The following is a 14,020-nucleotide window of genomic DNA, read 5'->3' as shown; positions in this document are numbered from 1 at the left end:
TTAAAGTGTTTTTTGCGTTTCGATTTACAGAATTACCGATAGAATTTACACAATTTTATCGAGTGGAATCCGGTTCCAATCTTGACTGTTTTTGTATTCGCTCATCGTCATTCCTGTTAGGTTTTTAAACTGATTAGAAAGATGATTAATAGAATTATAATTGAGTTGATAAGCGATTTCTGAAAAAGAAAGTTTATTCATCTGTATGAATTCTTTTACTTTTTCAATTTTGAGTTTAATGAAGAATTTTTCAATGGTTTGCCCTTCAATTTTTTTGAAAGTCTTGCTTAACAAGCTGTAATCTTTATGAAGTCGATTGGCTAAATAGCTCGAACTATTTTCTTCAGAATTGTTGTTTTCTATAAGATGAATTAATTCAACCTTAATCGCCTCGGTAAGTTGAATTTCGGGATGTTGCATTAACTCGAAACCATCTTTTTTCAGGGCTGTTCCAAATTCAATTTGATTAAAATCTGGACTGATATTCAGTATGACTTTTCCTAACTGAATTTCTTCAGCTTCCACATGAAAGCGTTCTGCAATTTGTTGGACCACCATTTTGCAACGGTCGCAAACCATATTTTTGATGTAGAATTCTTTTTTCATAATTAATAAATAAACCCGGAAAATTAATTCCGGGTTTGTAAAGCTTTATTTCAACTGTGATATTATGCTAAATAACTTTCACATTCTTTAGCACAGTTATTACAGGCTTCTGCACATTTTTTACAGTGGTCTGCTTCGTGCTTTCCACATTCTTCAGCGCAGGCCTTACAAACTTTTAAACAATATTTTATAAGAGCGTCAACGTCATCATAAGACGTTAATAAAACATTTTTTAATGCTTCACATACTTCAGCGCAAACACTATCGGTTTGGATACATTTGGCCATTTTTTGTACGTTATCTTCACTTAAGCAAGCATCGGCACAATAATTACAGTGGTTTACACAATTGGTTAGCGCGTTAATTAGTTTTTCATTTTTCATAGGTATAGTTTTTTATTAGTTTAATCCGAAATTAAACATAATAAGAACCACTATCCCTTAATAACCCGCTAAACGTTTGTTAACATATTTATAATTAGTGAATTAAATATTTTACTACAATTCCGCCGGCCAACCAAACATAGCAAACCAAAGCAGCGTATTTTAAGACGCTTTCTAAGAGTTTACTTTTAGGCGCCATTTCTTTCATATACATTAAATCTTTCTTTTTGAAAAAGCCTAGATAAATTAGGTAACCCGAAACAGCGATAAATGCTAAATTGAGAAAAAAGGTATAATCGATTTTAAAAAACTCTTGATCCTGAATATTTACTTGAGATGAATCTGGTAAAATACTAAGGAAATCAAATCCGTAATGTAAAATTAAGGAAGTGCCTATTAAAGCTGTAAATAAGAGTGCTAAAATGAAAAGAGACATTTTCCAGCCATAATATTTAGCATTAATTCTTAAGACCGGAAAAACTACCAAATCGCTAAAAATAAATGCCATAACGCCGGCAAAACTGACGCCTTTACCAAAAAGCAAAGCCGCTAAAGGAATATTTCCCATTGAACCGATAAAAGTTAAAAATGCGGCAACCGGACCTACAATAATATGTTCTAAAATGGTGAAAAAGCTAAAATCAGAATTTCCGTTACCGGTATTTATAAATAAGGTTTCAAAGAAAGAATCGGGAACAAAAGCGGCAACAATTCCGGCGATGGTAAAACCGACGGTAACATCTTTCCAGACCATTTTCCATTCCATTCCATATTGTTTAGAAACTTTTGCCCAGCTTTCTTCAGACTTTATTTTCTTTTTCCACGATTTATCGTTTTCATCTTCATCTTCCTCTTGTTTGTCGAGGTTTTGGCGTGCTTTTTTGATTAATTTTTTAGGATTAATCAATCGAATAAGCAACCAACAAATAAGAATGAGTAAAATTCCGCCAACATATTCGCCCACCACAAATTGCCAACCTAAAAAGATGGAAATGATGATCCCAAGCTCGATCACCAAATTGGTCGATGCCAGTAAAAAAGCGATCGAAGCCACAAAACTAGCACCTTTTTTAAAGAGCGATTTTGTAGAAGCTAATGCGGCAAAACTGCACGAACTGCTAATGAAACCAAAAAACGTACCTAATAAAACGCTTTTGCTTTCATTTTTTCCCATCGTTTGTTGCATCTTTTTTTCAGTTACAAAAACCTGAATCATGCTGCTGATTAAATAACCTAATCCAAATGCCCAAAGTGCCATCCAGAAAAAGCCTAAACTCGTATGCGCGGCTTCTGCCCATTGTTTAAAAAAAGAATTCATAAATTACTTTATTTTATGGTCTCTTTTATAGAACCGCAATGCAGCATTTTATCACCAAAATAGGGGTTCATAATTTCTTTATTTTCAGACAGCCAAAAACCACCTTTTCCATCAAAAGCCATTGGGCAATATTGCTTATACAATTTTCCGCCGGTAATATTTTCAGTAACAAGTTTTTCCATATGTTCACTCAAACTAAAAAAGGCTTCGCGTTGCGCTTCTATATTATTTTCATTTTCAACAATTTGTTTTGCAAATGTTGCGGCTTCAGAATTTTCATTTTTTAAGATGATAATTTCTGCTATTTTTTTAGCAGAATAACTATCACTTTTTACCAACGCGTCTTTTAAATCGAGGTATAAACGAATTGTTTCATATTGATTTTCAGTTTTAAAAGCGAGCGGTTTATCTTCTGTGTTTTCCTTTTCTTCCTTTCTTTCTTTTTCAGTTTGTTCTACATTAGAATTTTCATTTTTTTTCTCTTCGTTTTTGCAAGAAGTAAAACTTAAAACTGCTAAAAGGCATCCTGTGATTAATAATTGTCGTTTCATAAGTGTAAAATTTAGTTACTGATATAGTTTATAATTGCGGTTTGTAAATAATAATTTTTAATAGCTTCAATTAGCTGAAGTTGAAACTTGAGCTGTAATTCTTGAATGTCAAGCACATCTTTAAAATCTAAACTGGCAGTTTCATATTGTTTCAACAAAATTTCTTCGGCTTGTTTTGTCTGTTCAATATTTTTTAGTTGGGTTTGGTAACTTATTCTAGCTGAAATTCGTTGTTGAATAGCTTCTTTTAAAGTGGTTTCCAAATTATTTTTCACCTCATTTTTTTGTGCTTCTATTTCTTGTTGCTGAATTTCATGTTGTCGCGAAACCGATTTATTTTTCTCGTTAAAAATAGGAATTGAAACCGAAACCATTGGCATAACAATATCTTTTCCGTTATCGGTAAAATTCATATCGGGACGTTTTTCTACAGCAATATAATCGAGTCCAAAACCAATCGCAGGAGAATTCTGAGTTTGATTTAATTCTTCTGCTTCTTTTACCGAAGCGTAGAGTTTATCGTATTTTTCTAATTCAGGATGGACTTTTAAATCTTCTATCGCTAAAATGGGTTCTTCTTGGGGAATGTTAAGTGAGTCTTCTACTAGAATACTGTTTTCAACTTCATTATTTAGTAAATTATTAAATCTGCTTTCCATCGCAAGTTCGTCGCCCATTAATAAGTCTCTTTTTTCTACCAATTCATTTTGCCGAATTTGCAAGCGCAAGACATCTACTGAAGAAGCTTTATTTACTTCTACCGCGTTTAGCGCTAATTCTTCATACGTATTTAATAAATCGATATTTTCTTGTAAGATTTGTTGTTTCGCTTTCAGTGCATAAAGTTGGTAATAGGTTTGCGTAACTGAAAGTGCTAATTTGCGTTTCGCGATGGCAATATCAACATAAGCGGCATCGGCTAGGGAAGTGCTGTAATTTTCGCGTGCAGTTATGGTTCCAAACCAAGGCATCATTTGTTTAACCGATAATTTTGCTTTTTGCGCTCCGGTTCGTGTTTCGGGTTCACTTACAAAATAGCCGGCGCCAACTTCAGTATTCGGTAACGTATTGGCTTCATTTACTTTTTCTGAAGCAATTTCGTGCTTTAATTCCAACGCTTCAATTTGTGGATTGTTAGTTTGCGCTTTTTCAACATAATTCTCTAAAACTTGCGCGTTTGTCTTGAATCCGAAAATTAAGATTATTATCAAACTTAATGTCAAATTTCCATTTAGGCAGGTTTGAGTTTTATTCTGAAATTGGAAGCTTGAAACTTGAAGTTTGAAGCCATTTGGTAATAAATTTGAAGAATTATTTTTCATAGCTTTTCCAGTTTTGATGAAGTTTAGTAAGTTTCTTTCCTATAATTGAATTTCTTTTCATCAATTCATCATAACTCTCTTTTTCAATATAATTACAATCTAACGCAATATTCAACCAATTTTCTGTTTCTCCATTTGAACCAAGTGAATGAATAAGATGTTGTTTAAAAATAGACTCATAATTTCGCTTAGACCAACCTTCCGCTATGTTTGCAGAAACAGATCTTGAAGCTCTAACTAATTGAGAAGTTAATGAGTAAATTTCTTCTTTTGGAAAATTTTTAGTGACCCAAAAAATATCCATTGCCAAATTATAGCACTCTTGATAGACTTCTAAATTTTTATAAGATTTAATCATATTTACAATATTTTAAACAAATTAAGTTTCCAGTTTCTAACTTCCAACTTTCATTTCTTTCCACCAGGAAAATAATACCGGAACGACAAAAAGTGTAACCAAAGCCACTAACATTCCGCCAAAACTAGGAATCGCCATCGGAATCATAATATCACTTCCTCTACCAGAAGAGGTTAAAATAGGCAATAATGCTAAAAGCGTAGTTGCTGTGGTCATTAAACAAGGTCGTATTCTTTTTTCGCCAGCTTCAATAACCGATTTTCTAATTTCTTTTTTTGTTTGCGGACTGTTTTTTTTAAAGGCTTGCGTTAGATAGGTTGCCATTACTACGCCATCATCGGTAGCAATTCCAAAAAGTGCAATAAAACCGACCCAAACTGCAACACTTAAATTAATAGTTTTTATGTTGAATAAATCTCGAAAATTTTCACCGAATAAATTAAAATTTAGAAACCAATCTTGCCCGTATAACCAGATCATCATAAATCCGCCGGCAAAAGCAACGGCAATTCCACTGAAAACCATAAAAGAAGTTGCAACCGATTTAAACTGAAAATATAAAATCATAAAAATAATGAACAGCGAAAGCGGAACAACAACCGATAAGGTTTTTTCAGCTCGAAGTTGATTTTCGTAATTCCCGGTAAATTGAAAATTAATTCCACTAGGAACTTTTAAACTTCCTTGCTCAATTTTTTGCTGAATAAGTTGTTGTGCATTTTCAACTACATTTACTTCAGCAAAACCATCTTGTTTATCAAAAAGTACATAACCCACTAAAAAAGTATCTTCACTTTTAATAACCTGCGGACCTTTTTCATATTTAATTTCGGCGACTTCACTTAACGGAATCGGTTTTCCATCGGCTACCGGAATATAAATTTGGTTTAAATCTTCAGGACTATCGCGTAATTCTCGTGGATATCGTACTCTAATTCCATAACGTTCGCGACCTTCAACGGTTTGTGAAAGTTGCATTCCGCCAACGGCGACTTCTAAAACTTGCTGAACATCGTCAATTGTAATGCCGTAGCGTACTAATTTCTCACGTTTTATATCGATTAATAAATACGGTTTTCCTACAATTCTATCAGCAAAAACAGCTTCGTCTTTAACACCTTCAGCCTTTTTTAAAATTTCTTCTAATTGCATCCCGAAACTTTCGATTTGCTTTAAATTTTGACCTTGAATTTTTATCCCCATTGGTGCGCGCATTCCGGTTTGCAGCATAATTAAGCGCGTTTCGATGGGTTGTAATTTTGGCGCTGAGGTAATTCCCGGTAATTTGGTTGCTTTGGAAATTTCATTCCAAATATCATCTGGAGATTGAATTTTCGGACGCCAATTTCGATAATATTCGCCATCTTCATCAGGGATTAGCTGAGATGTTGTCACATCGAACGAAGTCGAGATGTTTTTGGAAGATTGGGAAGAGTTCTCGACTCCGCTCGAACTGACATTATTAGGATTCTTAACGAGATTGCCATTTTTCAGCACAAAATATCCTTCATCATTGATTTTATAGCGCTGTTTTTTGCCGTTTTTATTTAGTGCAAATTCCGGCTTATATTGAATAATATTTTCATACATCGAAAGCGGAGCAGGATCTAAAGCAGATTCGGTTCTTCCGGCTTTCCCAACTACGGTTTTAATCTCCGGAATATTAGCTACCGCCATATCGAGTTGCTGAAGAATACGCTTGTTTTCTTCAACACCGGCGTGCGGAAGCGACGTTGGCATAAGTAAAAAAGATCCTTCATTTAAAGAAGGCATAAACTCTTTTCCGGTGTTTCGCATAATTAAAATTCCGCAGATAACTAAAGTAGTGGGAATGGAAAGAAACAAGAGTTTATGATCGAGCGTCCATCGTAAAATTTTCGTGTATTTTTTTCTGAAGAGCGTGAAAATTCCTAATATTCCGAAGACCAAAATAGCGACAAAAATAAGGTTCCAAAAAATATTTTGCGAAATGCCAAGCGGTCGCCAATATTCAGCTAAAAAGTAAATAATAACTACTACAGAAAGTAAAATCTGAAGTTTATTGCTATTTTTCTTTGAGAGATAATTTTGCTGTTGAAGGATATTAATTATTGTAAAAACGAGTATAAAAATTCCGATATAAAAACCGTAGATAGTTGATGAAATGCCAACAATGATTAATAAAATATTGAGTAGAAATATCGTCCTTTTTTGTTTTTTACCTTTTTTGAATAATAAAGCTGCGAACGGCGGAATGAAAAATAAAGCAACAATTAGGGAAGCTAAAAGTGCCATTGTTTTGGTAAATGCCAGCGGATGAAAAAGTTTTCCTTCAGCTCCTGTCATTGTAAAAACAGGAATAAAACTAATGATCGTGGTTAAAACAGCGGTTACAATTGCTCCCGAAACTTCTGAAGTCGCTTGATAAACAATTTTATTCCGATCTGTGTCGGTTCTCGATTCTTCAAGATGCCTGATTATATTTTCCGTGAGAATAATTCCCATATCGACCATTGTTCCGATAGCGATGGCAATTCCTGAAAGTGCGACAATGTTTGCGGTAACATCAAAAAACTTCATCGCAATAAAAACCATTAAAACCGCTACCGGCAATAAACCTGAAATAAGCAATGAAGCACGTAAATTATAAACCATAATTACAATGACGAGAATGGTAATTAAAATTTCCAGCGTTAAGGCTTCATTTAAAGTGCCGAGCGTTTCTTGAATAAGTTCGGTTCTATCATAAAACGGAACAATGGTCAGTTGTGAAGTACGACCGTCTTTTAAAGTTTTTAAAGGTAAACCGCCGCTGATTTTATCAATTTTAGCTTTTACGTTAGTAATAACTTCCATTGGATTTGCTCCATAGCGAGCGGTCACCACGCCACCTACAACTTCAGCTCCTTCTTTATCGAGAATTCCACGACGTGTTTCCGGTCCCAAATGAACTTTGGCGATATCTTTAATTCGTAGTGAAGTATAATTTTCTGAAGCAATCACGGCATTTTCAATATCTTCAATCGATTTTATGTAGCCTAAACCACGTACCAAATATTCAGCTTTATTAATTTCCAAGGTTTGTGCGCCAATATCTCGATTACTTTGTTTTACGGCTTTTACGATTTGCTGTAAGCCAATATTATATTGCCGCATTTTTTCAGGCTGAACGTCAATTTGATATTCTTGAACATAACCGCCAATAGAAGCAACTTCTGAAACACCGCTTGCACCAGATAAACCGTATTTTACGTAATAATCTTGAATGCTTCGCAGTTCTTGTAAATCCCAACCACCGGTTACATTTCCGTTTTTATCTCTTCCTTCGAGCGTGTACCAAAATATTTGACCGAGTCCGGTCGCGTCGGGACCTAAACTTGGGTTTACGTTCTGCGGAAGTAAATTTGCAGGTAACGAATTGAGTTTTTCTAAAATCCGACTCCGGCTCCAATAAAACTCTACATCTTCTTCAAAAATGATGTAAATGCTGGAAAAACCAAACATAGAAGAACTCCGAATGGTTTTTACTCCGGGAATTCCTAATAACGAAGTTGTTAATGGATAAGTGATTTGATCTTCAATATCTTGCGGAGATCTTCCTTGCCATTTTGTAAAAACGATTTGTTGATTTTCACCAATATTTGGGATCGCATCTACTGCTACGGGATTATTGGGTAAAAATCCTAAATCCCAATTGAATGGGGAATTGGTAAATCCCCAACCGACTAGCAATACCAGCAGTAAAAACGCAACTAGTTTATTGTAAATTAAAAATTTAATGCTCTTATTCAGCATAGCTTTTCACTATGAAATTAGACGTTATTTTTTGAAAAATGCAATGTGATTTTGCGCAAGGGATAGAAGCCCTTCGACTATCGCTCAGGGTAAACTTATTCTTTTATATTTTATTTTTAACGAAGTCGAAAAATGAGAAATATAAAAGATATAGCGGATAGCCCGACCCGATAGGGTTGCGCTCTAACAAGGATTATACTAAATCAAAAAAGTTTCGTCTAACAACTGAATATCGCTGACGAGTAAAGGAGGGGAATAATACTTAAACGGAATAATTTGTTGATCTATTCCTTCAAATAAATTAATATACGTGTAGAAAAAGCTAGCCACAAATAATTGTTGAGGAACGTGGAGTTCTGGCGAGGCTTTTATTTCATCTTGATTTTTCACGATTTTTTTATCGCTACAGCAATTTTTCTTTGCAATATTACACGTAGAAGGAGTTTTTTGCTCATCCATTTTTTCCATTCCACAGGTTTTCGCTTTAGCGGCAAAAGAATAATTTACCAAGGTGTTACCACAATAATGCATGCTTACTGCAAAAGCAGAAGTTGAGAACAGCACCAAAAATGCCATTGTAAGTGCAATTATTTTGTGAAACGGTTTCATTAACTGCAAAGTTAAGAAATAAAATCTAAATACTATTAATGGAAATATTACAATAATTAGGAAATATTCCTTAATTTTGAACTATGGATGTAATAGATTTTGGACCTATAAAGCGAGCAAAACCCAAACATCGTGCTGAAGTTTCCATGCAAACCGGATTTCCGAGTCCGGCGACGCATTATTTAGAACGCAGCATCGATTTATCGGAAGTCTTGGTGAAAAACAAAGAAGCTACATTTTTTGTTCGTATTGGCGGAAGCGCTTGGGAAAATTTAGGAATTTTTAAAAATGATGTTCTCATTATCGATCGTTCGCTGAATTTTAAGCAAGGAAAAATTGCGTTGGTTATAAAAGAAGGTGATTTTGATGTGATTAAATATCCTTTCGCGGAAGAAAATAAAAAAGAGAAGAAGGAAACTTTCGAGTTGTGGGGAGTTGTCACGTATGTAATTCATTCGCTATGATTGCTTTAGTTGATTGTAATAGTTTTTACGCTTCTTGCGAGCAGGTTTTCCGACCAGATTTAATAGGAAAACCTGTTGTTGTATTGAGTAATAACGATGGTTGTGTAATTGCTGCAAACAAAGAAGCGAAAGCTTTGGCGCATATTCCGATGTTCGAACCGGTATTTAAAATTAAAAAGCAATTAATTGAAAACGGGGTGACTTTTTTTTCTTCCAATTATACACTTTACGGCGAAATGTCTGATCGTGTAATGCGTATTTTAGAAGAATTTTCGCCTTTAGTAGAAATTTATAGCATCGACGAATCTTTTATTGATCTTTCAGGAATGCAACATCAAGATTTACGAGCATATGGAATGGCAATTCGAGATCGAATTAAACGCTATACCGGACTTCCTGTAGGTGTAGGAATTGCACCCACTAAAGTATTAGCAAAACTTGCCAACCGAAGAGCGAAAAAAGAAGCAGAAAATGAAGATGTTTTTGTAATTGATTCTGAAGAAAAAAGAATTGATACCTTGAAATGGGCAAAAATAAAAGATGTTTGGGGCATCGGGCGAAAACATGCAAAACGCATTCAAGATACCGGACACTATTCTGCATTTGATTTTACACAGATACCACTGAGTTGGGTGCGAAAACAGATGACTGTCGTAGGTGAACGAACTTGGCGCGAACTTCAAGGAGAAAATTGTCTAACGATCGAACGTTTACCAAAACCTAAAAAAGCAATAGGAACTGCAAAATCGTTCGGGAAAAAACTGGAGAAATTAGCATTTATCGAAGAAGCTTGTTCATATTATATAAATGAAGTAAGTGAAGTTTTGAGAAGCCAAAATTGTTGCGCAAAATATTTAAACGTTTTTCTGCAAACCAATTATCATAGCGAGCGCGATAAACAATACCAAAATAGCATTACGGTAACTTTAGAGGTTCCTACCGATAATACGTTTATTTTGAATGCTGAAGGAAAAAAAGCTTTACACCGAATTTTTAAACCGGGTTATCGCTATAAAAAAGTAGGCGTTTGTTTAAGCGGAATTATTCCGAAAGAATATGTGCAAACCAATTTATTTCAGCAGACAGATGAAAAAGCCGGTCTTATGGAAGCCTTTGATCGTATAAATCAAAAATTCGGAAAAACCGCCTTAGCTCCTGCGCTTATGGATTCGCGAAGAATTGGAGAATGGGAATTAATTAAAGAAGAACGGAGTCCGCGTTATACCACGCAATGGAAAGAATTATTAGAAATTTCTTAATTTAATTTTGCTGTGTTTGTAACGAAGAAACTTTTGTTTTGTTGAATACTTCCCCGAAAAATACAAAGGTTTCTTTTGCTTTTTCAATCGCTTCTTTCGTTTCTTTTTCAGAAAAATCTTTCTTTTTTAAAGCTTTGCAAAAATCTTTCCAGCCCGCGATATTTTTATGATTGCCATCGAAGAAATGATGAACTTCAATTTCAGATAAATTTTTACATTCTGAAAGATTTTTAGCGATAAGCATTCCGCCTAAGGCAGAACCTTCAACTACGTAAAGCGCGCCCCAAGCTTCGGCTTCAGTTTGGCAGGAAAAAACGTTTTTAAAATCTTTTACAAGTTCTCTAGAAATATGTAATTGGGCTAAATCTTTTTCTAATCGTTTAGCTTTTGAAGGCGCAAAACTTGAAAGTTGCTTTGCAATTTCTGTTTCGGTAACGTGATAAGCAATATAATTTTGAAGCAATAATAATTTATAATCTGCTAAGCTTATTTTATGCGAAATAATATGTTCAGCAAGATTATCTTGTTCAATTTCTTCGTGCAATTGTTTGGTTGCTTCTCTTAACTTATCAAGTATCATTAGTCTTCTTGCTTGTATTCTATTTGTTCAATATTTTTTCTAATCTGATCTATATTGCTGCGTTGCTCTTCGTTATCAGCATTCATATTATCTAAATATTGATAAATTTGATTCACGGCGATTTTATTTTTTCTGATTTTTTCGCGCAATTCTTCTTTTTCAATCATATTAAAAACAACTTTCTTCAGCAATGGGCGAAGTTTTTCGTCAAGATGTTTCATATGTTTTTTCAGAATAAATCCGCTAGCGCCAGCAAGAATAGTATTAGCGGCTAATTCGTCATCATCAATAGTTCCGGTTAAAAAAATAAACGGAATAGTTTCATCAATACTTTTAGATAATTGTAAGACATCCAATCCGTTACAAGTAGGAAGGTTGTAATCTGAAATAATTACATCGGGAACAAAATTTTGTAATTTTTGTTTACAATCTGCTAAATTATCAACCACTTCTACTTCAGGCTTCTCTACAATTTTTGCAATTTGCCTTTTGGTAAGATCGGCATCAACTTTAAAATCTTCTACCAATAAAATTCGTAAAGGTATTGTAATCATACATTCTCAGCTATTAGCGCTCTTCTTCAAGAAGCGTAAAATAAAAGGTAGATCCTTTATCAGGCTTGGTTTCTACCCAAATCTCTCCATCGTGCTTGTCAACTACTTTTTTTGCAATAGCCAGCCCAATTCCTGAACCGGCATAGTCATCGCCGGCTAAACGCGAAAATACATCAAAAATTTTATCTTTTAAACTTGGGTCAAATCCAATTCCGTTATCTTTTACAAAAAAGATATTTTTTTCGTTTTCTGTTTTATAACCAATTTCAACTTTAGGATTTTTTACTTGCGTAGAATATTTTAGCGCATTTCCCAATAAATTATTGATTAACTGCGAAATCATTCGGCGATCGCCTTCAATTTTCGGTAAATTTTCGTTTATAATTATTTCAGTTGAAGGGTACGATTTTTTTACGTTGTGTTTTACTAAAATATTTTCGACTAGCCTTTTTAATGAGAAAGTTTCAAGTTGAAGCTTTCCTTTTCCTGCTTTGGCGTAGGTAAGAATATCTTCAATTAAAATATCCATTTCTTCAGCAGATTCAATAATCGTTTGAATAGCTTCTTGACCATATTCTTCTAATTGGTCGCTGTATTCTTCTTTTAAAATATGAGCATAGCCGTCAATTCCACGAAGTGGCGCACGTAAATCGTGCGAAACACTGTAGCTAAAGGTTTCTAATTCTTGATTAGCTTCTACCAATTGCTCGTTTAGCGTGCTAATTTTATCTTTTTGTTGCTGAACAATTACATAGGTAATACTGTCTTGAAGTGAATTTGCAGCTTCAAAATCATAAGCTTGCCACGAACTGGAAACACCCGAAACTTTTTCTGACCAACGCTCGAAAGATTTTCGAGGACTTAAATATTCTACACCATCTTTTACAACGCCGTTTTTTTCAGGATTTCCACCCCAATCTACTACTTGTGATTCTTCTGGTCGAAACCAAATTAGGTAATTTTCTTTTTCTTCGCTTCCTACTCGAACGCTTAAAATTCCAGATGCTTTGTGTTTATATTTTTCTGCGGAAGGGAAGTTTTTCATTAAACTTTGCGTATGAAAAAGCTGATTTTTTTCTTTATTTAGTATTTCTTCAATGAGTTCTAAAACTTCATTTTTATCGGGTGTTTTTCCGCATAAAGACAGTTTACCATCAAGGTAAACCGCTCCGCCGCCGCATTCAATTAAATCTGTAAATTTGGGTTTAAATTTGCATAACGCTCTTGAAATTTGATCCATCGAGCGCATTTGAATCATTAATTTTTTTCTGATATTTTCAGAATAAGCAATTTTTTCTAAAAAAGTATTGGTTGTTTTTAATGCTAATTTATTAGAAAAAACTTGCGTTAAAAATTTACAGGATTGGCGTTGGTGATAACTTACAAATTTTGGCGTGTTGTGATGACACGCTAATAATCCCCAAAGTTTTCCGTTTAAAACAACTGCAGCTGTTAAAGATGCGCTAACCTTCATATTTTTTAAATATTCAATATGAATAGGAGAGACCCCACGAATTTCAGATTTCGATAAATTTAGCGGCGCATTATTTATGGGCGAATTTACGGGTGAAATTGCTGCGGATTCGTAATATACATCACTAATCATTCTTACGCCTTGTTTTAAGAAAATATCACGAGCCGGTTTTGGAATATCTGTTGCAGGATAATGCAAGCCTAACCACGATTGCATTTCGTCTTCTTTTTCTTCAGCAATTACTTTTCCGTTCCATTCTTCATCGAATTTGTAAAGCATTACACGATCGTAATCGAATAAATATTTTACTAAAGATGCTGCTTGTTGACACATTTCTGAAATAGAATTGGCAGCATCTAACTCATTTAAAATTTTAGTGAGTTGCTCTTGAAAAAATAGCGGATCTAAAATTTTTCCGGTGGGTTCGAAATCGAGAATAAGATGGTTGTTTTCCAAATGCGGAATCATCAACCATTCTTTTTCTGCTAATGTAATTTGCTTCGGAAGAAAAGTTTTTTCATTGCTTATAATTTCTTGTAATTCTTTTACTAACGTTGAAGGTAAAAGCTTTTCTATCGGTTGATTTAAAAGTTTTTTCAGTTCAACATTTATATGCGTAATAGTGTTATCGCTTCCCTGCGTAATTTTTAACGAAGAAGGATCGCAAACCAATAAAAAACCATGCGTTTGAATTTGCGGAATAATATGAATAGGTTCTTTGTCGCAATTTATAATTGTTACATTTTCCGCATAATTTTCTTGACTCAT

General features: G+C 34.2%; 13 protein-coding genes. 2 read left to right on the top strand and 11 right to left on the bottom strand.

Annotation, left to right across the window (positions count from 1 at the left end; all coding sequences use genetic code 11):
• Window positions 1-45: 45 nt before the first annotated feature.
• The 8 genes from D9R05_RS01865 to D9R05_RS01830 all read right to left on the bottom strand — a co-directional run bounded on the left by D9R05_RS01865 (window position 46) and on the right by D9R05_RS01830 (window position 8,921).
• Window positions 46-606: a helix-turn-helix domain-containing protein gene (locus tag D9R05_RS01865; RefSeq protein WP_121665513.1), complete on the bottom strand. Its 561-nt coding sequence runs from the start codon at window positions 604-606 to the stop codon at window positions 46-48.
• A gap of 62 nt (window positions 607-668) precedes the next feature.
• A complete protein-coding gene (locus D9R05_RS01860) occupies window positions 669-989 on the bottom strand; it encodes a four-helix bundle copper-binding protein (RefSeq protein ID WP_121665512.1) in 321 nt (106 codons plus the stop codon).
• A gap of 94 nt (window positions 990-1,083) precedes the next feature.
• Entirely contained in the window at window positions 1,084-2,307 is a 1,224-nt protein-coding gene (locus D9R05_RS01855) for a permease (protein ID WP_121665511.1), read from the bottom strand.
• Between the two features lie 8 nt (window positions 2,308-2,315).
• Window positions 2,316-2,858 (bottom strand): DUF3347 domain-containing protein, encoded by a 543-nt coding sequence (locus tag D9R05_RS01850; protein WP_121665510.1) that lies wholly within the window; start codon window positions 2,856-2,858, stop codon window positions 2,316-2,318.
• Between the two features lie 11 nt (window positions 2,859-2,869).
• The gene (locus tag D9R05_RS01845) at window positions 2,870-4,180 is read right to left on the bottom strand and encodes a TolC family protein (protein ID WP_121665509.1); all 1,311 of its coding nucleotides are present in this window, start codon (window positions 4,178-4,180) and stop codon (window positions 2,870-2,872) included.
• Window positions 4,170-4,538, bottom strand: a complete 369-nt coding sequence (locus D9R05_RS01840; protein WP_121665508.1) for a four helix bundle protein — start codon at window positions 4,536-4,538, stop codon at window positions 4,170-4,172. Before D9R05_RS01840 ends, D9R05_RS01845 begins: the two co-directional genes overlap by 11 nt.
• 36 nt (window positions 4,539-4,574) lie before the next feature.
• Window positions 4,575-8,312 (bottom strand): efflux RND transporter permease subunit, encoded by a 3,738-nt coding sequence (locus D9R05_RS01835; protein WP_121665507.1) that lies wholly within the window; start codon window positions 8,310-8,312, stop codon window positions 4,575-4,577.
• A gap of 198 nt (window positions 8,313-8,510) precedes the next feature.
• Window positions 8,511-8,921 carry an HYC_CC_PP family protein gene (locus D9R05_RS01830; RefSeq protein ID WP_240462893.1) on the bottom strand — a complete coding sequence of 137 codons (411 nt, stop codon included), beginning with the start codon at window positions 8,919-8,921 and terminating at the stop codon, window positions 8,511-8,513.
• Between the two features lie 83 nt (window positions 8,922-9,004).
• Between D9R05_RS01830 and D9R05_RS01825 the strand changes: the two genes are divergently transcribed.
• Both D9R05_RS01825 and D9R05_RS01820 read left to right on the top strand, forming a co-directional pair.
• Window positions 9,005-9,385 (top strand): S24 family peptidase, encoded by a 381-nt coding sequence (locus D9R05_RS01825; protein WP_121665506.1) that lies wholly within the window; start codon window positions 9,005-9,007, stop codon window positions 9,383-9,385.
• The gene (locus D9R05_RS01820; protein ID WP_121665505.1) at window positions 9,382-10,644 is read left to right on the top strand and encodes a Y-family DNA polymerase; all 1,263 of its coding nucleotides are present in this window, start codon (window positions 9,382-9,384) and stop codon (window positions 10,642-10,644) included. Before D9R05_RS01825 ends, D9R05_RS01820 begins: the two co-directional genes overlap by 4 nt.
• A 1-nt stretch (window position 10,645) precedes the next feature.
• On the opposite strand, the gene D9R05_RS01815 is transcribed toward D9R05_RS01820, so the two are convergent.
• Genes D9R05_RS01815 through D9R05_RS01805 form a run of 3 tightly spaced genes read right to left on the bottom strand, consistent with a single transcriptional unit; the run spans window position 10,646 to window position 14,020 of the window.
• Window positions 10,646-11,224 carry a biliverdin-producing heme oxygenase gene (locus D9R05_RS01815; protein ID WP_240462891.1) on the bottom strand — a complete coding sequence of 193 codons (579 nt, stop codon included), beginning with the start codon at window positions 11,222-11,224 and terminating at the stop codon, window positions 10,646-10,648.
• Window positions 11,224-11,778 (bottom strand): response regulator, encoded by a 555-nt coding sequence (locus D9R05_RS01810; protein WP_121665504.1) that lies wholly within the window; start codon window positions 11,776-11,778, stop codon window positions 11,224-11,226. The genes D9R05_RS01815 and D9R05_RS01810 overlap by 1 nt, the downstream gene beginning before the upstream one ends.
• A gap of 13 nt (window positions 11,779-11,791) precedes the next feature.
• Window positions 11,792-14,020, bottom strand: a complete 2,229-nt coding sequence (locus tag D9R05_RS01805) for an ATP-binding protein (protein ID WP_121665503.1) — start codon at window positions 14,018-14,020, stop codon at window positions 11,792-11,794.

Source organism: Mesonia aquimarina (assembly GCF_003667275.1).
Lineage (GTDB): Bacteria > Bacteroidota > Bacteroidia > Flavobacteriales > Flavobacteriaceae > Mesonia > Mesonia aquimarina.
Note: the sequence above shows the minus strand (reverse complement) of the source record. Positions and strands in the feature narration are given on the sequence as shown.